The 25,109-nt window shown below is 48.2% G+C and carries 22 protein-coding genes, 1 tRNA gene, 1 rRNA gene, 1 other RNA gene and 1 pseudogene; 18 read left to right on the forward strand and 8 right to left on the reverse strand.

Translation table 11 applies throughout. The features are described from left to right. The first annotated feature begins 109 nt into the window (after positions 1-109). The 5 genes from I8U19_RS07695 to I8U19_RS07715 all read left to right on the forward strand — a co-directional run bounded on the left by I8U19_RS07695 (position 110) and on the right by I8U19_RS07715 (position 3,647). Positions 110-201: transfer RNA gene (locus I8U19_RS07695), tRNA-Ser, on the forward strand. Between the two features lie 582 nt (positions 202-783). Next, positions 784-1,212 carry an NUDIX domain-containing protein gene (locus I8U19_RS07700; protein WP_198055609.1) on the forward strand — a complete coding sequence of 143 codons (429 nt, stop codon included), beginning with the start codon at positions 784-786 and terminating at the stop codon, positions 1,210-1,212. A gap of 132 nt (positions 1,213-1,344) precedes the next feature. After that, positions 1,345-1,806: a MarR family transcriptional regulator gene (locus I8U19_RS07705; RefSeq protein ID WP_033102202.1), complete on the forward strand. Its 462-nt coding sequence runs from the start codon at positions 1,345-1,347 to the stop codon at positions 1,804-1,806. Between the two features lie 173 nt (positions 1,807-1,979). After that, a complete protein-coding gene (locus I8U19_RS07710; RefSeq protein WP_198055610.1) occupies positions 1,980-3,449 on the forward strand; it encodes an MDR family MFS transporter in 1,470 nt (489 codons plus the stop codon). Positions 3,450-3,488: 39 nt separating this feature from the next. Then, positions 3,489-3,647 carry a hypothetical protein gene (locus I8U19_RS07715; protein ID WP_198055611.1) on the forward strand — a complete coding sequence of 53 codons (159 nt, stop codon included), beginning with the start codon at positions 3,489-3,491 and terminating at the stop codon, positions 3,645-3,647. Positions 3,648-3,687: 40 nt separating this feature from the next. Here I8U19_RS07715 and I8U19_RS07720 read toward each other — a convergent pair whose 3' ends face one another. Further along, on the reverse strand, positions 3,688-4,149 hold the full coding sequence (locus I8U19_RS07720) for a DinB family protein (protein WP_198055612.1): 462 nt from the start codon (positions 4,147-4,149) through the stop codon (positions 3,688-3,690). 229 nt (positions 4,150-4,378) lie between these two features. Next, complete coding sequence (locus I8U19_RS07725) at positions 4,379-5,071, reverse strand: lytic polysaccharide monooxygenase (protein WP_198055613.1); 693 nt, start codon at positions 5,069-5,071, stop codon at positions 4,379-4,381. 345 nt (positions 5,072-5,416) lie between these two features. Here I8U19_RS07725 and I8U19_RS07730 point away from each other — a divergent pair, with 345 nt between their 5' ends. Beyond that, the gene (locus tag I8U19_RS07730; RefSeq protein ID WP_198055624.1) at positions 5,417-6,523 is read left to right on the forward strand and encodes a chitinase; all 1,107 of its coding nucleotides are present in this window, start codon (positions 5,417-5,419) and stop codon (positions 6,521-6,523) included. A 251-nt stretch (positions 6,524-6,774) separates the two neighbouring features. Beyond that, the gene (locus tag I8U19_RS07735; RefSeq protein ID WP_033102199.1) at positions 6,775-7,563 is read left to right on the forward strand and encodes a GNAT family N-acetyltransferase; all 789 of its coding nucleotides are present in this window, start codon (positions 6,775-6,777) and stop codon (positions 7,561-7,563) included. Between the two features lie 61 nt (positions 7,564-7,624). Here the strand turns inward: I8U19_RS07735 and I8U19_RS07740 are convergent, their stop codons facing one another. After that, complete coding sequence (locus I8U19_RS07740; protein ID WP_033102210.1) at positions 7,625-8,929, reverse strand: ArsB/NhaD family transporter; 1,305 nt, start codon at positions 8,927-8,929, stop codon at positions 7,625-7,627. Between the two features lie 195 nt (positions 8,930-9,124). After that, the gene (ald, locus tag I8U19_RS07745) at positions 9,125-10,258 is read right to left on the reverse strand and encodes an alanine dehydrogenase (RefSeq protein WP_033102198.1); all 1,134 of its coding nucleotides are present in this window, start codon (positions 10,256-10,258) and stop codon (positions 9,125-9,127) included. A gap of 135 nt (positions 10,259-10,393) precedes the next feature. Between ald and I8U19_RS07750 the strand changes: the two genes are divergently transcribed. Then, positions 10,394-12,085 carry a PucR family transcriptional regulator gene (locus tag I8U19_RS07750; RefSeq protein ID WP_232330999.1) on the forward strand — a complete coding sequence of 564 codons (1,692 nt, stop codon included), beginning with the start codon at positions 10,394-10,396 and terminating at the stop codon, positions 12,083-12,085. Positions 12,086-12,328: 243 nt separating this feature from the next. Here I8U19_RS07750 and I8U19_RS07755 read toward each other — a convergent pair. Then, a pseudogene (locus I8U19_RS07755) lies at positions 12,329-12,832 on the reverse strand (PadR family transcriptional regulator); the annotation flags it as partial. A 103-nt stretch (positions 12,833-12,935) separates the two neighbouring features. Between I8U19_RS07755 and I8U19_RS07760 the strand changes: the two are divergent. Further along, positions 12,936-14,156, forward strand: coding sequence for a cytochrome P450 (locus tag I8U19_RS07760; RefSeq protein ID WP_033102195.1), 1,221 nt, complete (start codon positions 12,936-12,938; stop codon positions 14,154-14,156). 685 nt (positions 14,157-14,841) lie between these two features. Beyond that, on the forward strand, positions 14,842-15,384 hold the full coding sequence (locus I8U19_RS07765; RefSeq protein WP_052154422.1) for an undecaprenyl-diphosphatase: 543 nt from the start codon (positions 14,842-14,844) through the stop codon (positions 15,382-15,384). A 500-nt stretch (positions 15,385-15,884) separates the two neighbouring features. Here the strand turns inward: I8U19_RS07765 and I8U19_RS07770 are convergent, their stop codons facing one another. After that, a complete protein-coding gene (locus I8U19_RS07770; RefSeq protein WP_033102193.1) occupies positions 15,885-16,286 on the reverse strand; it encodes a hypothetical protein in 402 nt (133 codons plus the stop codon). A 348-nt stretch (positions 16,287-16,634) separates the two neighbouring features. Further along, positions 16,635-17,654, reverse strand: a complete 1,020-nt coding sequence (holB, locus tag I8U19_RS07775; RefSeq protein ID WP_198055615.1) for a DNA polymerase III subunit delta' — start codon at positions 17,652-17,654, stop codon at positions 16,635-16,637. 131 nt (positions 17,655-17,785) lie between these two features. Here holB and ffs point away from each other — a divergent pair. Next, positions 17,786-18,052: signal recognition particle sRNA large type (ffs, locus tag I8U19_RS07780), an RNA gene on the forward strand. A 402-nt stretch (positions 18,053-18,454) separates the two neighbouring features. Continuing rightward, positions 18,455-19,618 carry a two-component system sensor histidine kinase NtrB gene (locus I8U19_RS07785; protein WP_198055616.1) on the forward strand — a complete coding sequence of 388 codons (1,164 nt, stop codon included), beginning with the start codon at positions 18,455-18,457 and terminating at the stop codon, positions 19,616-19,618. Positions 19,619-19,834: 216 nt separating this feature from the next. Here the strand turns inward: I8U19_RS07785 and I8U19_RS07790 are convergent, their stop codons facing one another. Beyond that, positions 19,835-20,440, reverse strand: coding sequence for a YczE/YyaS/YitT family protein (locus tag I8U19_RS07790; protein WP_198055617.1), 606 nt, complete (start codon positions 20,438-20,440; stop codon positions 19,835-19,837). Between the two features lie 306 nt (positions 20,441-20,746). Between I8U19_RS07790 and dnaX the strand changes: the two genes are divergently transcribed. The 6 genes from dnaX to I8U19_RS07820 all read left to right on the forward strand — a co-directional run. Beyond that, complete coding sequence (gene dnaX / locus I8U19_RS07795) at positions 20,747-22,432, forward strand: DNA polymerase III subunit gamma/tau (RefSeq protein WP_198055618.1); 1,686 nt, start codon at positions 20,747-20,749, stop codon at positions 22,430-22,432. 24 nt (positions 22,433-22,456) lie between these two features. Then, entirely contained in the window at positions 22,457-22,768 is a 312-nt protein-coding gene (locus I8U19_RS07800; protein ID WP_033102205.1) for a YbaB/EbfC family nucleoid-associated protein, read from the forward strand. Positions 22,769-22,792: 24 nt separating this feature from the next. Further along, positions 22,793-23,389, forward strand: coding sequence for a recombination mediator RecR (gene recR / locus I8U19_RS07805; RefSeq protein ID WP_198055619.1), 597 nt, complete (start codon positions 22,793-22,795; stop codon positions 23,387-23,389). Positions 23,390-23,545: 156 nt separating this feature from the next. Continuing rightward, entirely contained in the window at positions 23,546-24,436 is an 891-nt protein-coding gene (locus I8U19_RS07810; protein ID WP_198055620.1) for a CPBP family intramembrane glutamic endopeptidase, read from the forward strand. Between the two features lie 71 nt (positions 24,437-24,507). Further along, positions 24,508-24,777: a pro-sigmaK processing inhibitor BofA family protein gene (locus I8U19_RS07815; protein ID WP_198055621.1), complete on the forward strand. Its 270-nt coding sequence runs from the start codon at positions 24,508-24,510 to the stop codon at positions 24,775-24,777. 152 nt (positions 24,778-24,929) lie between these two features. Then, a 16S ribosomal RNA gene (locus tag I8U19_RS07820) occupies positions 24,930-25,109 on the forward strand; the annotation flags it as partial.

The following is a 25,109-nucleotide window of genomic DNA, read 5'->3' on the forward strand; positions in this document are numbered from 1 at the left end:
TCTTCACCAAGGGAAAAAGGGCAAAAACTGTTTCTCCCCTGCCCTTTTTTCCTTGACTTTTTTTTATTTATCCTATAAAATGTTTTAGTGTCTGGTACTTCATATATATGGAGAGGTGTCCGAGTGGTCGAAGGAGGCGGTCTCGAAAACCGTTGTGCGGGGCAACTCGTACCGTGGGTTCGAATCCCACCCTCTCCGCCAAAACACAAGGGTTTCGCAAATGCGGAGCCCTTTTTGTTTTTCCGGAATCGGGGAACCTTCCGATGAACTTCTAATGTTAGTCAGCTAAAGTGTTTTGATTCGGAATATTGAAAAACCAAAATAAATGTTTATGCTTGGAGTAAAAACAAAGGAGTTGTTTTGATATGGCGTCCGTCTGTCACAAGACTATACCATCAGGTGAGATCTACTGACAGCGGACATTCTCGAACGTTGATTGTAGGGGCCTTGATATATCGCAATTTTCAATACAGATTACCGAACCTTCCTTCTCTGGAGAAATGGAGTTTTAAAGAGAAGGAACTTTTCGGAGAGGAGTCTGTGTTTAGAGAAAGGAGACAAAGGAGAGCTGGGAACCGCGTGAACGGGGCAGATGGGGCTGATGACCGGATCTGCCCCTTTTATCATCTTTAATCGGGAGCAGGAGAAGAAGTAAAGTCTGTGTAATCGTTTAAAAATGCAGTTGTGAAAAATAATTGAGCGTTTCACATCGCTCAATACCGGATCAGGCAGATTCGGAGTTTTTGTACGGGGGAATCAAATAGGATGAAATGAGGGATTGGAGTGTATCAGAAAATTGTTTGTACAGGATTTATTTATCATCAGGGAAAGACGCTTATTGTGGAGCGGTCTTCACGAGAAACTTTTTTGCCCGGATATTATGAGTTGCCCGGAGGACAGGTTAATTTTGGTGAAGACCCGGGTGATGCGCTGAAACGGGAATTTCGCGAAGAAGTGGATTTAAATGTTGAAGTCGTCAAGCCGTACAAAGTCTTTTCTTATCTTTCGGAGAACGGAAACAGACATACAGTGGAAGTCGTTTTTTTGGTTAGGCTTGCAGATGACCCGGCAAATATCCGATTAAGTGAAGATCATTCTGCATATCAGTGGATTTCCGAAAATGAGGTTCGGAATTATCTCATTAGCGAAGAGACCAAAGATTCAATTTTTCGGGGATTTAAAGCTGTGCCGCCTGAAATGGTCAGTCGCTGAATACCCAATCCCCTCCTGCATGGGGATTGGTATAATGGGAGGGAAAAGGGATAAACTGTAAATCTCTTAAAGCCAAGGGAGTTGAAACAAAAAATATAATAGAGTTAACGGATCGAAAGCGGGGGACTGGAGATGAACAAAAAAGACCAGCTTATTATGGGTTTCCGGGACTTGTTCAACAAGTATGTCTCGCTTAATAAGCCTAAGATGGAAGAAAGGCTTAAGGGTTATAAGCCTTCTGAAGTGCATTGCATCGAATACATCGGAAATCATGTGCATCCCAACGTGACCAAACTTGCGGAATCCCTTTATATGACCAGAGGTGCGATAAGCAAAATAACCAGGAAGCTTATTGAAAAAGGACTGATCGAGAGTTACCAGAGGCCGAATAACAAGAAGGAAATCTATTTCAGGCTTACTGAGCAGGGGAAGGAAATATATAAAATTCATAAAGAGCTTCACAAAGAGTTTCAAGAGCGGGATAAAGCTGTATTCGAGCAGATCACCGAGGAAGAATATGACAGTATGCTTCGCTTTGTGGAAAAATACAGAAGGCATTTAGATGAAGAAATAAAGAAACAGGGTGGCAGATAGTAGACAGGAATCAATTTCAATAATGAAAATGTAATCCAATCCCGGGCAGCCCAAGTCCATTAAGGAGCAGGCTGCCTTTTTATTGTTGTTTGATTGTTGACAAGGAAACAAAAACACGATAACCTGATTATGTTTCCTAGGAAATAATAATGCCTCGTTTAAGGGGGGGTTTTATGACGAAAGATCAGACAAAAGATAGAGGATTGCCAAAAGAAATTCTCATGGCCGCCTGGGCTATTGCATTGGGAGCAATTGCGCCAATGCTTGACTCAACCATGGTGAACATCGCCGTCGACCAACTGAGTAAGGAGTTCAACACAACTTTGGACACGATTCAGTGGGCCATTACAGGTTATGTGTTAGCCCTTGCGATGGCAGTTCCGCTATCTGGATGGCTTATGAACAAATTTAATGGAAAGAAGATCTACATCGGCACGGTTATCGCTTTTGGTGTCACTTCCGTTCTTGCCGGAATCAGTTGGGACATTTCCAGTTTCATTTTCCTCCGGATCCTCCAAGGATTCAGTGCCGGGATTATCACCCCGCTCATGTCCACACTCTTGGTTAAAACAGCGGGTCCGGAAAATCTGGGGAAGGTGATGGCGATTGTCAGCACGCCCATGATCTTCGGGCCGATTTTGGGACCTGTCATCGGGGGGCTCATCGTCCAGGGGGCATCATGGCAGTGGATTTTCTTCATCAACGTATTTATCGTTTTGATTGCTGCACCACTGATGATGAGAACGATTCCGGAATTTGAACCATTCAACAGAGACAGTAAACTCGATGTTTTTGGGATGATCAATTTGTCCTTGATAAGTGCGGCATTGATCTACGGGATTACGAAAGCGGCCGACCATGCATCATTTAACAATGGCGAAACAATCCGATGGATGGGTATTGGCCTTGTTTTGGCAGCAATTTACCTTGGATATAACCGAATCAGAAAGAATCAAACCGTGCTGCCGATGAATTTGTTTGCGCACAAGAGCTTCCTGGCATCAAGCATCGGTTTGTTCTTGGCGAATATTGCCGTCATGGGTCCCATGTTAATCCTTCCGTTGTTCTTCCAAAACTTCCGTCACTTCACGGCCATCGAAGCAGCGCTTGCGTTAATCCCTCAGGGACTCGGGATGCTCGTTACCAGGCCGTTCATCGGAAAAATGATTGATAAGGTCGGAGCCAAATATGTGGTTATGGTTAGCCTGGTTCTTTCGCTGATCGGATCTGTTCCGCTTATCTTTATCACTGATCAAACAAGCATGATTTGGATTTCTGTTGTACTGTTCATCCGTGGCACCAGTTTTGGGGGAATTATGCTCCCGTTGACGAGTGACGCTTATACTGGACTTGACAGCAGACAACTTCCGGAAGCAGGTGTGGGTATCAATATTATTGAAAATCTCGGTTCAAGCTTTGGTTCGGCTGTGATTGCAACTGTTGTCGCAACTGTCGTACAGGGATCACAACCGACGATTGCGAATGGATTGAAGGGTTATCATGCCGGATTCCTGGTTTCTGCAATGATCCTTGCCATCATCTTCATTCCGGGTCTGTTCCTCACAAATAAAAAGCGAAGTGAACAAAGGGTGACAAGTGGTGGGGATTCGGGCATAAAAAAAGATTGCCGGATCCAATCCTGATCAAATGGGGTGGTTTTTTGTGGGGGAGGTCTTGACCATTTGAATTCCCTCTATGTCATCGGGCGATTTCCCGCTTTTACATTGGCCCGAACGGGGATGGTGCTGCCGATTTCTGACAGATGTGAATTGTCGGACGCACGGGGGAGCCAGCCTGCCGGCAGCAGGAGTTCCGCCCGTGCGGGACAGGAACGGGGATGAGACATCCCGTGTTGAATGTCATGAATCAAGCTTGCGGAGATTAGATTTGCCCTTGAATGGTCCGCTTCAAAGCATTCATATAGCCCAGATGAAGGCTTTCGTGCGAGTTTGTGAAACTAAAGAGCGCACCAACTGTTTCGATGTTGAGGTTGTTTGGGAAGTTCAGGGGTTTTTCCAGCTTTTCCTCCAACCGGTTGGAAAAGGCCTCTTTCAATTGTGCCGTTTGTTCCCGCAATTGGGAAGTTAATGTCTCCAGCGTCGGGACTTCCCCTGTCCAGTCAGACGGTTTGGTTCCGGGCCAGAAAAGTTCTTTATAGTTTGCGGGGAGACTTTCCAAACCGAAAAACACATCAGAGACGACCAGGATATGACCTGCATTCCAGCGAATGGTATTGTTGAATCCTTGCGGCATTTGGTCGGCGACTTCTTCTGAAGTTTCCTCCAGGAATTTCAGGATACGACCCCGTAACACGTCGAAATACCCAGTCACAAAGTGTTCCATCTTCATCCCACCTATAAGAGTTGTACTCATAATCAATAACAATTATAAAATATGAAAACGAGAACGGAAATAGAAGCTTGCTGTCGGCACCGCAGGGGATGATCGCCGGAAAAAAACGCTGTTCCGAACGGAAAAAGAGACACCGTGGTCACAGTGTCTCATATTGTTGCAAAGGTTTTGATTTTAAAGAACGCCTGGCGTTTTCAGAACCCTTTCGGTGGCGCTCACTTCAATTACCGGGCCAAAGAGATTTTAACCAATTGATCATACTGGGGATCGGGGCATCGGTGTTTTGGGGTGTCGATTTTTGTGCAGCTAAATTATTGTTCACCAAATTCACATCGACCGCCTGATAAAAGGCGTTTCCGGTATCGGCGATTTCCCAGACTCCCAAGATCACGTGATAGCCGCTGCGATCCGTCGGAACATTGCACGTATGTGTGACTGTATTTGGGGGCCGTTTTCCGTCACCAGGGTAATAACAGAAAAGCTCAAGTTCATCACGGCTCAGGGGTTTGTTCGGATTCCATCCTTTCTTGGTGATGTAATATTTCCACTCTTTTGTGGCATGCGGCGCGGTCAGGTACCATTGGAAGGTGTTTGCACCCCCGTGGATGGTGACTTTCTGCCAGCGGCTCTCTGTTTGTACGTTCAGTTCCGGAAAGCGGCCGGTTCCGGCGAGTTGCCCGTCCGGCGGGCCGGATTGCGGAAATGATCCCGGTCCTTCGACGCTCTGGGGCTCCCACTGAATTTGTCCGCAGTTTGTGTTTACCCCCTGTTTGCACAAATAAGCCCGGCTTGCCGGCGACTCGATGTAACCGTGTGCGGAGGCACTGGCGGCAAATGTCATTGTGCCGGCTCCAACCAGCAACATCATGATGCAGGCAGTTAGCATTTTGGACCAGAAAACTGATTTTGCCATGGAAACAACCCTCCTGGTTTAAAATACAAAATATTCTATATATAATTATTCTAATTTATATTTGTAGAGTTGTCTATACAATTGAGCGGAAAGAACGGTGGAATGGGTTGTTGATGATTTAATTCATTTTTTGTAGATAAAAATACATCAGATAAGTTGAAATATTTGATTTTTATAAAAATTACCCCTATAATAAATCATGAGTCTGATAGGTTGTCTATACCAATACTTGATGTTTTTCTTCCGCATTTTCCGTAATTTCTCATTTTGTTTTACAGGGGTGGTTCTTGCGTGATTCGATTTAAACGGCTCCGTTTTGCTGCAGTTTGGAGGGCATTGCCGAAGATGTTTCCTGTTGCGGTGATCCTGACGCTTCTGCTCAGCATTCTGCCCGCAGGTGTTTTTGCCGCAGGTAATGCGGTCACGGTTACCACCAATCCTTCCCCCGTAAGCGGCGACGGTGTCGGGAATAAGCTTCTTATCGGTTACTGGCACAATTTTGACAATGGATCGGCAAATATTCGACTGCGAAATGTATCAACCAAATATGATGTCATCAATGTCGCTTTTGCCGAGCCGACGGGTGCAGCGCCCGGTGAGGTCGGATTTACACCATACAATGCAACTCCGGAAGAGTTTAAGGCAGATATCGCCTACCTGAACAGCATCGGGAAAAAGGTGGTCATCTCGCTCGGAGGGGCCAATGGCCATATTCAGCTTAATGATGAGATGGCAAAACAAAACTTCATCAACTCGATGTCCAATCTGATTCAAACCTATGGCTTTAATGGAATTGATATTGATCTTGAGGGCGGTTCCTTATCCTTGGCCAGCGGCGATACGGATTTCCGCAATCCGAAAACACCGGCGATTGTCAATCTGATTTCGGCAGTCCGTACGCTTTGTGATCGTTTCGGATCCGATTTTATCCTGTCGATGGCACCGGAAACGGCTTATGTCCAGGGGGGATATACCGCCTACGGAGGGCCGTGGGGCGCCTACCTGCCTGTTATTTACGGGCTTCGGGACAAATTGACCTATATCAATGTTCAGCACTACAATTCAGGATCGATGACCGGTCTTGACGGACGGACTTATACACAGGGAACAGCTGATTTCCAGGTTGCGATGGCGGAGATGTTGTTGCACGGATTTCCTGTTGCCAACAATCCCAATAACATGTTTCCGGCCTTGAGGGAAGATCAGGTTGCGATCGGTCTCCCGGCGACGCAGGCAGCAGCGCCTTCGGGAGGTTATACGTCTCCGGCTGAGATCGAGAAAGCGCTAAATTATCTGGTCAAAGGCATTTCCTACGGCGGCAGCTACAAACTCAGGAAGCCGGAAGGATACCCCGGATTCAGAGGGGTCATGACCTGGTCGGTCAACTGGGATGCAGCCTCCGGGTCCGTTTTTTCCACCAGTGTACGCAATATTCTCGATTCCCTGAAGTGAGCGCCTCTAAAAAAAATGGGTCAAGGCAAAAGTTTTGCCCCAGCAGGCACCGGCATACCGTCGGTGTCTGTTTTTCATATGGATTTAGACAGTTTGAATCTGCTAAAATAATCGGAAATGGGGAGAAACTGTTTAAAGTAAACGAAATGTGATCACTAAGGGGATAAATCGCGAGTCATCATACAGAAATTTCTTTCTGTGCAGACGCAGACAGATGCATTGATTGATCGCGATATTCCAGGGGGAGTTACATGATCAGAAGATTATCCGAACGCGACCATGATAAGTGCCTTGAATTGCTTCGGCCCAAGTCCGCAGAAAATCTCTTTATCCTTGGCGATTTGGAGGCCTTTGGTTATGAACAGGAGTTTCAGAAGGTATGGGGCGATTTTGATGAAAATGGCCGTCTGCGTGCCGTTCTGCTTAAGTACAAAAGAAATTTCATTCCTTATGCCGCTTCCGGAAATTTTGATGCCGAAGGCTTTGCTTCCATTATCTCGGAAGATGGTGATTTTGGGTTATTGAGCGGCCTGAAATCAGTAACCAGCCGGGTTTATCCTTACATAAGCAGAAGATTGGTGAAGGAGCGGGAGTTGCATTATGCGAAATTGACAGGCGACACCGCCATGTTGAAAGATGATTATCGCGAAGTGAAACGCGCCGGTTTGCAGGACATCGGCAGAATCGGGGAACTGTACAGGCAAATCCCGGAATTCGTCGACGTGGGAACGGAGAAGGATCGGGAAACAAATATGAAGAAAGGGGTTTCGCGGACTTATTATATAGAGCGAAATGGAAAAATGGTATCGATTGCCTCAACTGCGGCGGAAAATTCGTTGTCGGCGATGGTAGTCGGAGTCGCCACATTGGATGGATATAAACGGCAAGGGCTGGCCTCCAAATGCATCGGTAAATTATGTCTCGATGTTTTGGCGGAAGGAAAAGAACTCTGCCTCTTTTACGATAACCCGGAGGCGGGGCGAATTTACCAAAGGATCGGGTTTAAGGAGATCGACCGTTGGATGATCTATCTATACTAGATGAACGGCCATGGGAAAATCAACGCTGGGACACCTCTGCCGGCGTTGATTTTCCCGTTTTTTAAAAATGGATGAGGTAGCGGAAGTACAGATACAACTGCGCGATCAGCAGCGACAGCAGGGTCAGCGGAGCGCCGATTTTCAGGAAATCCCAATAACTGAATGCTTTTCCTTCCCGTTCGGCGATATTGGCGACGACGACGTTGGCTGAAGCTCCGATCAGCGTACCGTTGCCGCCAAGACAAGCTCCCAGGGCGAGCGACCACCATAAGGCGTTGATGGCAGGGGAATCGATGGACAGACCGAGGCTGTCCGCAATATCCCGGATCAGCGGGATCATGGTGGCGACAAAGGGAATATTGTCGATGGTAGCCGAAGCAAAGCCGGATCCCCATAGAATCAGCGCCGAGGTGAGAGGGATATCGCCATGGGTGAGATCGAGTGATTTGACGGCCAAATATTTGATCACCCCTACTTCCTGCAAGCCTCCAACCAGAGTGAACAGTCCGATGAAAAAGAAGATCGTGACCCAGTCGACTGAGTCCAGAGCTTCTTCCGCTTCTTCTTTGTTCAAGCCCACGATCATTAGGAGAGTGGCCCCGGTGATGGCGATGATCGAGGCTTCCAGGTGGATGACAGAATGCAGAAGAAAGGCGAGAATGGTCAGCCCCAGAATGATGAGCGATTTTCTCATCAGAGCCGGGTTTTTAATATAGTCGCTTTCATCCAGTTCCATCAGTTTTTGCACGTTTTTCCCCGGGATGGTCAGCTGTCGCCGATAGATCAGGTAAAGAACCAGGAGAGTGGCGATCATGATGATCAGTACGACGGGGGAGAGATGGAGCAGGAAGTCATTAAACGACAGATGTTTATTGGCCGACCCGATCATGATATTGGGCGGATCGCCGATCAGTGTGGCCGTACCGCCGATATTGGAAGCGAGAATTTCCGAGATTAAAAACGGGGTCGGGTTCAATTCGAGAATATTGGTGATGGCCAAGGTGACGGGAACCAGTAACAAAACGGTGGTCACATTGTCCAAAAAGGCCGAAGCGACCGCGGTGAAAACGGAAAGGATAATCAGGATGCGTACCGGATTTCCCTTGGCCGCTTTGGCCGACTTGATGGCAACATATTGGAAGATGCCGGTTTTGTTGACGATCCCTACGAGAATCATCATGCCGATCAATAGCGTAATGGTATTCCACTCAATATATTTTTCAAAAACCTGATCGAGGTTAAGGATTCCGAATACGATCAGCAGTGCACCGCCGAAGACGGCGATGGCCGACCGGCTGGCTTTTTCCGTGATAATAATGGCGTAGGTGATGAGGAAAATGGCAACGGCAAGTATGGTAGGATTCATTGCATCAATCATCCTTTCGCCCTGAAAAAGGGTCCTTTTTAGTTTTGCCAAAAACTCCCAATAAACATGCAAAAGGAGCCTGCTGGTGACAGGCTCCTCCAAAACATCGATCTTATTAAATTTAAAATAATTATATGCGAAAGATGAAAAGGTGTAAACAAAAAAGGGGATTCCGGTACAAAAGATGTTAAAATCCTAGGATAAGACTGCTTTGTTTTCCAATACTTCATTCACGTCTTTATAAGAGAGACCGTGTGCTTCGGCTACAGCTTTGCAAGTGAGTTCGCCGTTCACGGTGTTGAGTCCTTTGGCGATGGCGCGATTTTCCAGCGCAGCCCGTTTAAATCCTTTATTGGCGATTTGCAGTCCGTATGGTACGGTTACGTTGGACAAAGCCAATGTCGATGTACGGGCGACGGAGCCGGGGATGTTGGCCACGGCATAATGGACGACACCGTGTTTTTCGTATGTCGGATTACTGTGGGTGGTGATGCGGTCAATCGTTTCAATCGATCCGCCCTGGTCGATGGCTACGTCAACAATGACCGAGCCGGGTTTCATCGATTTTACCATATCTTCCGTTACCAGGCGTGGTGCACGGGCTCCGGGGATCAACACAGCGCCGATGAGCAGGTCTGCGCGTTTCACCGCTTCGGCCAGGTTGAAAGAGTTGGACATTAAGGTTTTCACTTGTCCGTGGAAGAGATCATCCAACTGGCGCAGACGGTCGGCGTTGATATCGAGGATGGTTACGCTTGCTCCCAAGCCCAAGGCCATTTTGGCGGCGTTTGTGCCTACGACGCCCCCGCCGACGATCACAACTTCTGCCGGCAGTACACCGGGTACACCGCCGAGGAGAACCCCTTTTCCGCCATTTGGTTTTTCAAGGAAGCGGGCGCCGATTTGAATCGACATGCGGCCGGCCACTTCGCTCATCGGGGTGAGGAGCGGAAGAGAACCGTTTTCCAACTGAATGGTTTCATAAGCGATCGCGTTTACTTTATTTTCGAGCAGGGCTTTGGTCAGCTCCGGTTCAGCGGCAAGATGGAGATACGTATACAAGGTTAATCCTTCGCGGAAATAGCCGTATTCTTCCGGAAGCGGTTCTTTTACTTTGATTACCATGTCGCCGGCCCAGGCTTCACGGGCGGTGGAGACGATTTTGGCACCGACGGCGATATAATCCTGGTCAGTAAAGCCGCTGCCGAGACCGGCTCCGGTTTCGATGTGAACCTCATGACCGTTGTTTATATAGGATGCGGCCCCGGCCGGTGTGAGTCCGACCCGGTTTTCGTTGTTTTTGATTTCTTTTGGTACTCCGATAATCACGGGTGTACCCCCCTTTACGGTGAATTTGGTTTTTAACCCCGAGTCAAGTGTAAAGGAAATTTGAAGCGATTCCATTAGACACAATGTCAAAAATAGAGGCGATTTATTGGACAATTCGCATGGGGGTGGTTAGCGTTGCATCTGGAACCGGTTCTGACGGTAAGGGATGTTTTAAACCGGCCTGTTTTTAAAAATGCGGAGGTGATCGCGGGAAAAAAAGGATTAAACCGCCGGATTCGCTGGGTACATATACTGGAGGTATCGGAGTTCGGCTCGTTGATCAACGGGGAAGAGATGATCTTGTCCACTGGGATAACCTTTCAATCCTCCGCGGCTTCTCCCGCGTCCTATTTAAAACGGTTGATTGATCAGAATGCTTCTTGCCTCTGTCTGGAATTCGGGTATTACTTTCACTCGGTTCCCCCGGACTTAATCGAGATTGCCGACCGGCATGATTTCCCGCTGATCATTTTTCGCGAGGAAATCCGCTTCGTCGATATCACGCAGGATTTGCATTCCATTATCATCAACCGGCATTATCACATGCTGCAAAACCTGGAAGCCCTTTCCCGCGAATTTCATCGCCTGACGCTGAAGCCGAACGGAACGTATAACATTTTGCACATGCTTTACGAAAAAACAAAGTCACCCATCATCTTTCTGCCCGTCAAGGGGAAACCTTTGCTCGTTCCGGAAAAAAATTCGCGGGAGCAGGAGGAGTTGTTTTGCTTTTTGCGTGAGCGGCTCAACATGAATGGGGGACCGGGCGAGCCGGAATCCCGTCCGCGCCGCTTTTCCTTCAGGGAGAAAAAAATCCTGGTGCAGCCGGTCAAGGCAATGGGGCAAATCTGGGCCCATATCGGCATGATCTGCAACCGCGAACCGCATCGTTATGATGATCTGATATTGGATTGGTCTTCCCTGGCGATTGCCCAGGATTTGCTGAGAAAGCGGTATATCGAGGAAAGGCGGCTGCACTTTGAACACGTGTGGGTGGATGATCTGTTGCAGCGGAGAATTGAAGAGGAGCAACTGCACAGCCATCTCGGCATGGAATATAACAAACTGAAGGGGCTTAACAGCATCGTCTGCCTGATTGAGTTCGGCCTTTCGCAAGAGCCGGAACCGCTCTGGGACTTGCACGAATTTATCCGCTACGATTTTTCGCTCATGACCCGCTCTGTTTTTGAACAGTACCATTTTCGCGTTTTCATCACTATGAACAACGGCTTGATCACCGTCATCGCCTTCGATCTTCGCCCGGATAAACCATGGAAAACAAGATTGCAGCAAGCAGTGAAACAGATCCAAAAAGCCGATTTGGACCGGAAGCAGGACCTTCAACTGAATATAGGGGTGGGAAGGCCCTATCCGGGCTTTACCGGCGTCCATCACAGCTATAAGGAAGCCAATCAGGTTTTGATGCTGAATTCGGAACATCGTGCCGGATTCCTTTTTCATGAAGAACTGGGCATCTTTCAACTGCTCCTGAATTTGAAAGACAGCGAAAATGTGCTGCCGGCCTTTGTCGAGAGGTATTTGGGGCCATTGATCGCCTATGACCGGGATAAGGGAAGCGATCTTCTCCATACGCTGAAAGTTTATCTTGATTATGATTGCTCCAAAAAGCTGGCGGCCGAGCATCTTTTTATCGCGCGACAGTCGCTTTACTACCGCCTGGAGAAGATCAAGGAACTGCTGGGAGAAGATGTGATGTCACCGGAAAACAAATTGGTCCTCAATGTTGCGTTGCGGGCCTGCAAGCTGCTGTATCCCGATCGCTTCAACAAAGACCGGGCGCATCTCCGGCAAACGGGGGAACACTGAAAGCAACAAGCAGGTGCGGATGAGATCGTCCGGTTTGTGAAGCAGCACACGTTTGCCGTTTTTACCGCGATTTGCCAAAACACCGGGGATGCGGTTTCATCTGCTTTTTGTCTTGACGATTTGGACGCGCTGATCAGCCGTGTGGCCGGATCCGGCCTTCGTTCAATCGTTACAGGGAGATTGATGCTGATCCGGCCTTTGTTTTCCAATCCTGACTGAGGGATCGCTGGCCGCCTGATCGAGCACCCGTTGTTTTAAGTGCATGATCCAGTCCAATTCGTGTTCGATCTGCTTTTTTTGGAAGCGAACCACTTCCATAACGAACGGATTTTGTGAATGAGCGCTTTCGATTTGGTGAAAATGATTTCGTTCTTCTTTCAGCACATCCTCCCTCTTTTGCAGAATTTCAAATTGCATGTCGCGATCAAGCCGGTTGAACAAAGCCACTCTCACCATAAATTCGGCTTGGCTTGCGGCTAACCTATCAGGAAAATCGCGAATCATCTCACAAAAAATTTCTTCCCCGACATCGGTCAGGAGATAGATATGGCGTTTTGGTTTGCCCTCGGGCTTAACCACTTCCTTGGAGATCGCCCCCATTTCCAGGAAGCGGCGCAAAGCCGGGTACAACAAATTGTTATTGATTTCAAAAGACTCCCCTAACGCTTCTTGAATGTTTTTCTTTATTTCATATCCGTGCTTGGGGCCTGACAGAAGCTGTTCCAAAATGAGAAGCTCAACATACATTTGGGATCACCTTTTTATGAATTTTTTGCAATGGGGTTCCCCTTGCCTTGTATATATGTTAATTTAACATATGTAAGAGGTTGATCACAGGGGAGGGATTTTTGTGAACACGATGGATGAAACCATTCTCTTACATGAAATATCAAAGCTGAAATCAAAGCAGGAGCAATGGGAACCTTTTTCGTGGTATAAGGAGATGCGGGAGAAGCAGCCCGTTTATTACGATGCCGAGCAAGATGTCTGGAATGTGTTCTTATATGATCATGCCAAGCGCGTTTTGTTTGACCACCACCTTTTTTCCAACCGGAAAGAACGAAGTTTGATTCCTGTTCCCAGAAACAACAGCCGCACCAATCTCAACTTTTCAGATCCTCCGGAACATCGGAAACGACGTGCGCTCGTTGCCAAAGCGTTTACCCCCCGCAGTTTGCAAACATGGGCCCCCCGCATTCAGGCCATTGCCGATGAACTGATCGCTGAGATGGAAGGGCAAACGATTGTCGATATCGTTCAAAAGCTGGCAATTCCTCTTCCGGTGATTGTCATCGCCGATCTGCTGGGCGTCCCTTCCAAAGACCGTCAGTTGTTTAAAGCCTGGTCGGATATTCTCTTCCTCCCGTATGCAGCCGAAACCTATGATCACCTCATTGAACAAAAAGCCCGGGCCATGAAGGAGTTTCATGAATATCTGCATCCGATCGTGCAGGAAAAAAGGAAGAATCCGGCAGACGACATTATTTCGGATTTGATCCGTGTTGATTATGAGGATGAACCGTTGACTGATGAAGAGGTGGTCATGATCAGCAGGGGCCTGTTGGCCGCCGGGAATGAAACAACGACCACGCTGATCTCCAATGTGTTTTATTCCCTGTTGGTGGATTGTCCGGGCCTGTATCAGGAGCTGCGCAGCGACTTGTCTTTGGTTCCCCGGACGATTGAGGAAGTGTTGCGCTTCCGCTTTCCGATCGCCATGGATCGCAAGGTGGCACAGGATACCGATGTGTTTGGACACAAGATGAAGAAAGGGCAAATGGTTGTGGCCTGGATTGCTGCCGCCAACCGGGATGAATCCCAATTTGCCCGCGCGGAACAGTTTGACATCCATCGTGCAAACAATCAACAGCATCTCACATTTGGGGCAGGCCCGCATTTTTGTTTGGGTGCCCCGCTGGCCCGGATGGAAGCAAACATCGCTTTGACTACGTTTGTGAAGAAGTTTGCTGATATTCAACTGGTCGACGGATTTGAGGTCACGGAACATTTGGTTGAATCGGCCACAGGTCAATCTCTTAAAAGTTTCCCGATCCATTTGGTAACGCAATGAGGAAAGCGCACAAGGAATGTCCCCTCAAAACCCCGGATATGTGACTTCATTTCCAGTTCAGTATAAAAGATCATCCGCTTGCAGAAAAGAGATCCCCGGCCCTCTTGATCGGCCGGGTTTTCTTTTTATGCCTGTTAACCCTTTCATTTCCAAACAACCCTTTATTTTGCTCCTTTCTCCCTCTTTTTTCAGTTAATCCATCATAATAATCTAAAAATACAGACGGATGATACATAGGATTTTTGTTTATAATTTTAAAGAGTATTTTATTATATAAGATAAAAATAGATAGAATTGATTGTCGATGGCCAGAAGGGCACTGGTTCTTTGGCAGGGAGAAGGAGATGAAAACGAAGGAGGACTGTGTATATTCTTTTGTTTTTCAGTTTTGATCAATTGGCGAAATCGGTTTTGCGAAGCCGGGGAGAAATGGTGTCCAAAAATGTTCATAAGTTATTCGATTTTTATATTATAATTTTAATCGTAAAAATTTATAGTTTGATTCGATTGGTCATTCAGAGGGTCCGGAGCGGTGCAACTCATGTTTTACATTTCTGTGAAGTCGGTGGGGAGTTGCTGGTGGTTTGCTGAATTGGTCTAAAGTTCTCCATATGATTTCCTTTACAGTTTCTTTATAATGGTGTTAATTTATACAGGCATACGCGGGGCTAAAGGAGGTACTTCTGTGGCTTGGGACTTTCAGTTGTTTAAAGCGATTAACGGTTTGGCAGGACAGAATGCTCTTCTTGATTATCTGTTTATGGGATTGACAGAATTTGGTCCTTATCTGTATGTGCTTATTTTGGTCATCCTGCTTCTGCGTTCGTCCACCCGGATGACCGCGATTAACGGTTTTGCCACGGTTGCAGTTGCGATGGGGCTCAACTTCGTGATCGGGCTGATTTATAATCGCCAGCGCCCGTTTGTGGCTCATCCCCACGATGTACATTTGTTGCTCCAACATGATCCCAACGCATCGTTTCCAAGCGACCATACGACCGGAGCGATCTCGATTGCCGTTGCGCTTTGGGGTTATAACCGGAAGCTCGGCATTTCTCTGTTCATATTGGGGATTTTGATCGGATTCTCCCGCATTTGGGTGGGGCATCATTATCCGACGGATGTGCTGTCCGGAATCGTGGTCGGGACCTTGGTCGCTCTCTTTATCCGCTGGCTGGATCATAAGCTGTTCGGGCCGATTCCGGTGAAACGGAAAAAAACGGCATAATTTGGCACTGGTGAAATGTTCAGCTTCCATTTTGGAAAGCATGGCAAAATGCGGGAGTGGCGTCCCGCGGCTGACGTTTGAAACGTTGGTGACAAGGGGACATCACAAGCCGCTCGGCCATGCACTCCAAAGAAAAGGATTCTTGCTTCAATTTCGCAAGAATCCTTTTTTCTTTCATCGGCAATTCCGATGTAATCTTCGCTTGAACCATTGTGAATGACTAACACATTTTGATGTCCTGATCTTTTCGCTCATGAGGTCATAAAATGGCTTGATCTTTCGAATAAATAAATGATGCCAACCAAATTCTGTTTCCCCAGGAATAAATAAAGTTGCCCGATTTACACCGGGCAGCTCTTTTTTTGTATCAAAACAAGGGCTTGGAAGCCGCGCAGATACACGAAAAATAGTACCGGATATTCCGCGGTTTGAAATGGGGCATGCAAATCGAAGAATCTAAAAGAGTTATCGTTTCTTCGGACATTAAAAAATAATGCCTGTTAATAGATAATTTTATGTATGATCCAGGAAAGAGGCAGCAAGATCCCCCAAACCAAACAAACCTTCTTAGAGAAGCTCCTGACACCGGGAACTGCTACATCCTTGAACGGGGTCGGCGATCTGCGCACCAGCGTGGGGTAGGCGTGATAAAGATGACCAAGCAACATAATGAAGATAGTGGCCAGAATATATGATGAATCATCTTCGGTAAAGAAGTAACCCAAGAGCAGAAAAGCAGCAACGATGCTGACGATGGCACAGTTTATTTTTAATATCTTAAAGCCCTTCTGTCTTTTCTCTTCAGTATCACCACGGATAAGCTGATACTCAATATAACCAGATACTGCAAAAGGCTGGGAGAAAACAAATAGAATAAAAACACAGGCAACTATCACATCCATATTTATGATTAACACTCCTCCATATACCATCGAACCCGGCGATTTCAACGTTCTGCTATATTTCCATTCATTCCCGATTGGCATTGAATGGATCAGCTGATTTTCCTGTGATTTTCAAAAATTTGTCCATGAGAGGGCCCCGTAACTCTCTTGCAAACTTAATGGAAACGACAACGGCAGTATTAATATTACAGTTGCCGTTCATACTTGGCTACACTGGAAAGCAAGCGGGTGATTCCGGCGGGTTGAGATCATTGTGTTTGTTGATAATCATGAGTTCCGGATAAATGACAACTGTATGCGCGCTTAAAAAGATATAAAAAAGAACCGGAGATCGGAACCGGTTCGTCATAACGGAATCAATTGCCATCCGTTTTCGGTGCTCACTTTTTCTGCTTGGGTGGATAACACCATCTGCTCCAGGGCTGTCAGGGGCTGAACGCTGCTCTTCAGCAGAAGGCGTCTGGCGATCAGAACGTTATCCATTGCGGTGATCAAGGAAGAAGCGGGTTTCAGATAAGTTTGTTCCTGCACCTTTTTCTGCCAGGGGACGAAGACGGGATCCGTTTGCCCGATCTGATTGTTCAACAATTCGCGCAGCCACAGGAGCAGCAGGTCAAGTACCAGCGGCAGCCGGTTGTTTGCCAGTTCATCCGTCAGCCATGGTTGCGACAGGGTGAGATACGCGTCGGATTTTCCGGACAGAATGGATTGGCTCCACTGGATTACCTTCTGGCAGAGAGCAGGGAATGTATCCGGTTCCGCTTCATAAAGCCGGGCGGATTCCTCCGGCAGATAAGACAGAATGCGGGCCGCGTCCGGGGCGATTCCCTTGTCCAAAAGTTCGCTTTCCTTTTCTTTCGGGGGAAGCTCCGCAAACCGTACATGCTGGCAACGGGATAAAATCGTCGGCAATATGGCTTGCATATTTTCTGTCACCAGGATTGCCGCCATCGGGGAGACCGGTTCTTCCAAAAATTTGAGCAGGCTGTTTGCTGCTTCCTGCCGCATCCGGTCAGCCTGCTCCAGGATCACCACCCGCGTTGTCCCGGGCGGGGCGCTGTAGCGGAAACGTTTTTGCAGCGCGCGCAATTGATCGATTTTGATTACGGACCCTTCCGGTTTTATGGTGACGACATCGGGGTGATTCCCGTGCTCCACCTTCAGGCAGGAGGGACAGCGTCCGCAGGCATCGTATTCCTCCGGCTGTTCGCAGTTGAGTGCCTTGGCGAACTGGAGTGCCATCGCCCTTTTGCCCGTCCCGCTCGGACCGAAAAAACAATAGGCATGGGCCACGCGGCCTTTGGCGATCGCCTGCAATAAAAAACGGGCTGCCTGGGGTTGCTTTTTGAGTTGCCTCAGAGACAATCCGATCACCTTCTGTGAAATTTCCTTTTAAGCTTTATTATAAAGAAGGGTGCGGCCTGATTCAAAAAATGGGCCGGAGAACTTTTTCCTTCCCGTTGTGCAAACATCTGTTTTGTGTTATGATGGAGTCACCGCGCTAGATGGGGAGCTGGCGGTGCCCTGTTACCCGTAATCCGCCTTAACGGGGTTGAATTCCTATCCGAGGCGCATTTTGTGCGAGGTTTGGCCTGAATCGCCGGTGTTGACGATTGGGTCCTGCGCAACGAGAGCTTCTGAACCGTGTCAGGTCCTGACGGAAGCAGCACTAAGGAAGAATTCCCGTGTGCCGCAGGGGTGCCTGATCCGAGTCGTAGGTTCAGGGTCCGCTCGGGCAAAATGCGTCGGAGATAGGTGCGCGGTTACATAGGTGAGATAAAGAAACCGATGCTTGTATTCCGCAGGCGTCGGTTTTTTGTTTTGAGGGCCGAAACGGTTGTTTTTTCACCCTGGCACTCTGTTTGGATGTTTTTGGAAAATTTTCTTGTCGGAGAAGGAAGAAAAAGGAGAAAGGCGAATAAAGAATTAGAAATATTTGTGAAGATTGGTTTGGTAGGTATGTGGTTTTTGATTTGAGGAGGTGAATAAGTGCCCGCACGTTTCGTTCCCGCGAAAGGAACGTGATTTGTCGAGAGTTTGGATGATCGCGGGTCAGCACTGTAGATTGGCAGCCATTCTTCCGGCGTATTGTCCGACCCCAAACTCGTTGCTGCGATTTGAAGCGAGAGGATGGAAAAGGGAAGCTACGATGTGGCGGTGCGATTATGATTAATATGAACATAAAGCAAATAGCAGGGAATGAGGATCACCAGTCTTGCCATTTGTATACATTTTATCCTGTAACACCATTTGAACGGTTGGCCGCCCAACTATTTGGACACATCCATCTGGGAGTGGTATTGCTTGACGACGGTTTAAACGTGATGGAGATGAATTTGGCGGCAAGCGAGCTGTTGAGTTGTGACCGGGCAAAGGTATTGTACCGTTCTTTCCAGGAAGTGATTACCCGGTCGGAGATCAGCCACCGGCAACGGGAACGTTTGCTTTCAATGTTGCTGGCCAAGGGGGATGAACCGCGTCAGGCGGAAGTGGAGTGGAACGGAAATGAAGAAATTCGCTATCTGTTCCTGAGAATTCAAGGCTTTGATGATGGTGAGAGTGGATTAAAAGGGAAAATGGTGGTTATAGAGGATGTGACGGAAAAACGTTCCTTGTCACTGCAGGTAAGGCGCAACAATCGTTTAGCGACCGTTGGACAAATCGCAGCTGGAACCGCACATGAGATTCGCAATCCGTTAACAGCGATCAAGGGGTTTTTGCAAGTGATAGGGCACAAATTAAAGGAAAACGGGCAGCAGAAGGAACATGGCTATATCGATATCATGTTGAAAGAGATCAGCCGCATCAGCAATCTGGTCGGGGAATTTCTGATGCTCAGCAAGCCCCGTCCCGCAGATTTGCGTGCCATCAGCGTATCCAAGGTGTTGAAAGAAATTTTGCCCATCATCAAAAATGAGGCTCTCCTCCATAACGTCGATGTAGTGATTGAACGACGCCTGTCATCGATTCCGCTGGTGATTGCCGATGGAGAAATGTTGAAACAGGTTTTCCTCAATCTGTGCAAAAACGCAATCGAAGCGATGAACAAAGGAGGACGGCTGACGATCAGCATGTATACCGATGAGGCGGAACAGACGATGGCAGTGGAGATTGCCGATGAGGGCCCGGGAATTCCCGGACATATTTTGGAGAAGGTGTTTCAACCCTTTTTTACGACAAAAGAAAACGGAACCGGACTTGGGCTCCCGATCTGCAGACAGATTCTCCATGAGATCGGAGGGGAGATCGAAGTCGATTCCGATGAAAAAGGGACGGTAGCAAAAGTCACCCTTCCCCTGGTGAGCTCGAGAGTTTACGCTGATAGCTGATGATTTAGGGAAGGGAGAGCGAGAGCGTGAATGGAAAACATGACGAAAGGGCATGAAGAGAAAGGGAAGAAGCGGGAATATCGCTTTTTTTCCTTCACTTCATGCCCGGTTTCTTTTTCTGTAACGTTTGTTGCAGCCGGGTTGTGTTTCTTCCCTTTCCGGTTTTGAAAAATGTTGCATCCACGGGTTATGCCGAACACGGGAATGTTCCCGGGCTTATCCGAACATCAGCCGTTCGATCATCGGGATGAAAAATTGAATCAGCGGTCCGCACAGGAACGTGAAAATCACTGTTCCGAGCCCGACCGGCCCTTCAAGGACGATGGCGAAGGCGAGTGCGATCACTTCCCCGATCGTCTTGGAAACCATCAGGCTGAAGCCAAAGCGCTGATGCAGGGCATACATGAACTGGTCAACCGGGGTGAGGGCAAATCGGGCCTGGACATAAGTGGACATTCCGAAGGTGGTAAACAGGAGACCTGCCCAAAAGACCAGCACCTGCTGCACCGGATTGTCCGGATTTACCCCCCAGTGATTGAGCAGACCGAGCCAAAAATCGATGCAAAATCCGAGGATGAAAACAGTAATCAAGGAAAAAAAATCAGGTTTGCTGCTTGTGAGGAATGAATTGAGCAAGATCAGGAAAATGCCGATGACGATCAGCCACGAACCCACTGTCAAACCAAAGCGGTTGGACATTCCCACATAAAAGCCATCCCACGACCCCGTCCCCAGATGGGAGCGAATCATCAGCGAGATGCCGAATGATTTGATGACCAGTCCGCTCAAATAGGCTATCAATCTCAAATTTTTATTATCCATAGCAGCATGACCAACCTTAACCAGACTCTTCTAGAAATGGATATGTACAAGTTCTTCAAGATAGAAGCCCTTTTTCTCTTGTTCGTGAAAGTGTGAAATGGCGTTGCATGCCGGGGGTGTGCCTTTTTTCCCCGATTTCCCGATGACCGGACAGTTTGCTCCTCTCCCGCCTGACTTTTATCGACAGGTCATGACGAGCATCCGCTTGCGTGATGGGTTTGTTTCTTTTGGAAAAAAGAATTTCAGTGTAGTATGATAATAAAGACCATTAATCAACCCCGAATGGGGAAGGCTGGAGTGTTGGGTGTGTCCTATCGAGCCTTATACCGAGTATGGAGACCGCAACGCTTTGAGGATCTGGTCGGTCAGGAGCATGTGACCAAAACGCTGATGAACGCATTGAGGGAACAGCATTTATCCCATGCTTATCTCTTTCATGGGCCGCGCGGCACCGGAAAAACGAGTGCGGCCAAGATTCTGGCGAAAGCGGTGAACTGTGAACACGGGCCGGCTCCTGAACCCTGCAATGAATGCGAGGCATGCAGGCGGATAACTGAAGGAGCCATCATGGATGTTGTTGAAATCGATGCCGCATCCAATCGCGGTGTTGATGAAATAAGGGATTTGCGGGACAAGGTAAAATTTGCTCCCACAGAAGTACGATATAAAGTGTATATTATTGATGAAGTTCACATGTTGACGACCGAGGCGTTTAATGCCCTTCTGAAAACCCTGGAAGAACCTCCGCCCCATGTGATCTTCATTCTCGCGACCACGGAGCCGCATAAACTCCCTCCGACCATCATTTCCCGCTGCCAGCGTTTTTCTTTTCGGCGTTTTTCCTTTGAACAGATTGTCAGCCGCATGAAATTCATTTGTGAATCGATGGGGATTCCGTATGAAAACGGTGCGCTGTTGGCAATCGCGCGTGCGGCGGATGGCGGGATGAGGGATGCGCTGAGCCTTCTGGATCAAGTTTTGGCATTCAGCGGGGAACGTCTGGATGAGCAAGCGGTGATTCAGGTGACCGGAGCGGCCCCGAAAGAAATAATGTTTCGCATCCTGGAAGATCTGGAGCAGGAAAATCCGGCATCAGCCCTGAAACGCCTGGAAGAAGCGATTGCCTCGGGAATGGAGCCGGAAAAACTGATACAGGATCTCATTCATACTTGTCGTGATATGCTGTTGTACCTTACTGCTCCTGATCTGGATGAAATCAGTTACTTCGCCGCTGACCCGCATGCATCGGATCTGGCTAAGCGCCTGGGTTCTGACCGCATTTCCGAAATGATGGACCAATTGATTCATTATCAGCAGCAGATCAAATGGGTGGCCCATCCGCGGATCTTGTTGGAAATGGCGTTTGTCCGTTTGAGTGCGCGCCGGAAAAAGCAAGAGCTGGCAGAAGTGCCTGCAGTGGAAAAATTGGAGCAGCGGATGAAGCAGCTGGAGGCCATGTTGGAGAGATTGAAAAACGCACCTCCTGAGCCGGTGCCAAAGGGAAACAGGGAAAGCGGCAAGGGGGCCGATGCCGGCGAAAAATCCCGTTCCCAGGCTGCGTCGGTTCCTTTGGGCGGAAATTGGGCGGAACAGCTTTCCGATGCGTCTTTTGCCCAGATCAAAAAGGTGTGGCCGGAGCTCCTGCATCGCGTCAAAAAAGAAAAAATCACGGTTCATGCCTGGCTGATCAACGGCGATCCGGTTGCTGCGACGCGGGATACGGTGATTCTCGCCTTCAAAAGCAAAATACATCGCGAAGCAATAGAGAAAGAGAGCAACAGGGAACTGATCGAAACCATTCTGTCGCAGATGACGGGAACCGCATACCGCCTCAAACCGGTGATGCTGGCTGATTGGAAAGCGATGAAAGCGCATGTGAAAAATGCTCCGGAAGGAGAACAGGCTTCGGCCTTGGAAGTTCCACAGGATGAAGATGTCGTTCGCAAAGCGATCGCGTTGTTTGGGGAAGATGTAGTGAAAATTATCAAATGAATGTATGGGAGGCGAATCATGATGATGCGCAACATGAATCAGATGATGAAACAAGTGAAAAAAATGCAGCAAGAAATGGCCAAGGCACAGCAGGAACTGGAGCAGAAAGAAGTGGAGGGGACAGCCGGCGGCGGTGTGGTCAAAGTGAAAATGAACGGACATAAACAGCTCATGGCTGTGGAAATCGCTCCGGATGTTGTCGACCCGGATGATGTGGAGATGCTGCAAGACCTGATTACAGCTGCCTTTAATGAAGCTATGAAAAAAGTTGATGAGCTGGTTGCCAAAGATCTTGGCAAATTTGCCGGCGGTTTGAACATACCCGGTTTATTCTGACGGTCATGCTAGGGGTGGCGAATCTTGTATGTGCCTGAACCGATATCGAAGCTGATTGAGGGATTTATGCGCTTGCCCGGGATCGGGCCCAAAACCGCACAGCGATTGGCTTTCTATGTGCTAACCATGGAAGAGGATGACGTATTGGATCTGTCAAAGGCGCTGATGCGGGCGAAACGGGATTTGCACCAGTGTTCCCTCTGCGGCAATATCACAGACCAGGATCCCTGCTATATCTGTTCCGATAAGGGACGGGACCGTTCCGTCATCTGTGTGGTGCAGGATACGAAAGATCTGATGGCGATGGAACGGACGAGGGAATATAACGGTTTGTACCATGTTTTGCATGGAGCCATTTCCCCGATTGAAGGGGTCGGCCCGGAAGATCTGAGGATTCCCGATCTGTTAAAACGCCTGGAGGATGAAACGGTACAGGAATTGATCCTGGCGACCAATCCCAATATTGAGGGAGAAGCGACGGCCATGTATCTCTCCCGCCTGATTAAACCGTTTGGGTTAAAAGTAACGCGAATTGCCCATGGTCTCCCGGTCGGCGGAGATTTGGAGTATGCTGATGAGGTGACTCTGACCAAAGCGCTGGAAGGAAGACGGGAGGTTTAATTTGTCCTTCTGCCGCATATGTATGAAAGCGACACTCTTTAAATCGAGATGTGTCGCTTTTTTACTTTTGTTTAAGCGGGTGGAAACATGGGATTTCGCTATTGGACGGGTCGGTTTCGGAACGGGCTGGCATGGGTGTTGTGCGGATGTTTTTTCATGATGATTCCTTTGCAATTTGCCACGATGGATTGGGTGCATACGGAAAAAGGGACGTGGATGATTTTGCCGGGGCAACCGGACACCCCTTTTTTGCTGTTAATGTATTTTTTCTATTCGGTGACTTCGTTCTTTGGAGTCATTCTCTTTCTCCTTTTGGGATTTTTGACGCGTTTTGAACGGGAACGACGCGCCGGACAAAGCGCGATCAGCGCGATGGATATCGCTTATTTTACCGCCTGGATTGAAGTCTCCTCGCTGATTTCTTCAGTATCGGTCTCCCTCTGGCCGGTTTCCTGGCAGCAGCATTTAAACGAACTCCTCTTTCCTTATCTTCCGTTTGTTTTCATGCTGATGGGCACGTGTCTCCTTTTTCGGGGGTGGTATGCGGAGATTGGCTTAACCCGCCCTCATCCGGGATTTTGGCGGACGATGCCATTGGTTTTGGCGGGCATTTATCTGCTGGTGTTTTTCGTAATGGATCAATGGATCACGGAACCGGTCGCTCATTTTTTTTCGCTGGAATTATCATCATGGCGGGAGGACAGCATCAGTCAGGGAATTCATCACGCAGGGCAAATGGGATGGTACGGACTGGCCCTGCAATGGGGGATGGTTGGCTTGATCGGGCCGTTGGCGGAGGAAATTTTCTTTCGCGGCCTCCTGCAGAGCTGTATTGGAAAAGCGATCGGAGCTTGGGGAGGTCTTTTTCTTTCGGCCGGAATCTTTGCCTTGTTTCACCTGGATGTGACGCTGTTTGTGCCACTCTTTTTGCTGGGGCTCATTTTGGGAGGGCTCCGGCAGTGGACCGGTCAGCTGTGGGCTCCGATTTTGTTCCATATCTTAAATAACACGGTCTCTGTCATGTTTGATTATTTCACCCATGCTTAGCATAAATTCTCTCTTGGGCTCGTACAGATAAAAGTAGCTTGTACCCTTTTTGATACCGGGGAGGGAGCGAGATGCTGGAAGCGAAGTGGTGGATTTTATTGGCCGCCGCAGGACTTGTTTTTTTTATGGCGGTAAGCCGTTCGGTAAAAGAACCGCTCAAATGGATTTGGCTGGGTCTGTTATACACCGTGATGGGTGGAATTGTTCTGTTTGTGGTTAATTTTTTTGGACAAACATTTCATTTCCATTTGGCGATTAATCCGGTTACCGCCTTTATTACGGGTTTTCTTGGCATTCCCGGCCTGCTCTATCTCGCGGCCGTAAAAATGATTTTGCTTTAGATAAAAATAATAAAAAAGGTGTTGACTCTGATTTTGGTTTATGCTAGTATAAACCTTGTCGCTGATGAGCGGCGCAAATGAAAAAACAACAATGTGTTCCTTGAAAACTAAAGAGTGAAGCATGACCTGTTGATTCTTTTTGAGCTAGATCTTTATCGGAGAGTTTGATCCTGGCTCAGGATGAACGCTGGCGGCGTGCCTAATACATGCAAGTCGTGCGGGGGAAGATCCTTCGGGATCGGACCCAGCGGCGAACGGGTGAGTAACACGTGGGCAACCTGCCCGCAAGACGGGGATAACTCCGGGAAACCGGTGCTAATACCCGATAATCC

The organism is Thermoactinomyces sp. CICC 10523 (genome assembly GCF_016055105.1).
Lineage (GTDB): Bacteria > Bacillota > Bacilli > Thermoactinomycetales > Thermoactinomycetaceae > Thermoactinomyces_A > Thermoactinomyces_A daqus.

Bases quoted from the DNA above. Each gene is read 5' to 3' on its own strand.
- I8U19_RS07730 (WP_198055624.1), top strand. From the start codon at position 5,417: ATGTTTCCTGTTGCGGTGATCCTGACGCTTCTGCTCAGCATTCTGCCC.
- I8U19_RS07740 (WP_033102210.1), bottom strand. From the start codon at position 8,929: ATGAATCCTACCATACTTGCCGTTGCCATTTTCCTCATCACCTACGCC.
- I8U19_RS07810 (WP_198055620.1), top strand. From the start codon at position 23,546: ATGATGATTCCTTTGCAATTTGCCACGATGGATTGGGTGCATACGGAA.
- I8U19_RS07720 (WP_198055612.1), bottom strand. From the start codon at position 4,149: ATGGAACACTTTGTGACTGGGTATTTCGACGTGTTACGGGGTCGTATC.
- I8U19_RS07710 (WP_198055610.1), top strand. From the start codon at position 1,980: ATGACGAAAGATCAGACAAAAGATAGAGGATTGCCAAAAGAAATTCTC.
- I8U19_RS07785 (WP_198055616.1), top strand. From the start codon at position 18,455: ATGATTAATATGAACATAAAGCAAATAGCAGGGAATGAGGATCACCAG.
- I8U19_RS07800 (WP_033102205.1), top strand. From the start codon at position 22,457: ATGCGCAACATGAATCAGATGATGAAACAAGTGAAAAAAATGCAGCAA.
- I8U19_RS07815 (WP_198055621.1), top strand. From the start codon at position 24,508: ATGCTGGAAGCGAAGTGGTGGATTTTATTGGCCGCCGCAGGACTTGTT.
- I8U19_RS07725 (WP_198055613.1), bottom strand. From the start codon at position 5,071: ATGGCAAAATCAGTTTTCTGGTCCAAAATGCTAACTGCCTGCATCATG.
- I8U19_RS07735 (WP_033102199.1), top strand. From the start codon at position 6,775: ATGATCAGAAGATTATCCGAACGCGACCATGATAAGTGCCTTGAATTG.
- I8U19_RS07705 (WP_033102202.1), top strand. From the start codon at position 1,345: ATGAACAAAAAAGACCAGCTTATTATGGGTTTCCGGGACTTGTTCAAC.
- I8U19_RS07790 (WP_198055617.1), bottom strand. From the start codon at position 20,440: ATGGATAATAAAAATTTGAGATTGATAGCCTATTTGAGCGGACTGGTC.
- I8U19_RS07770 (WP_033102193.1), bottom strand. From the start codon at position 16,286: ATGGATGTGATAGTTGCCTGTGTTTTTATTCTATTTGTTTTCTCCCAG.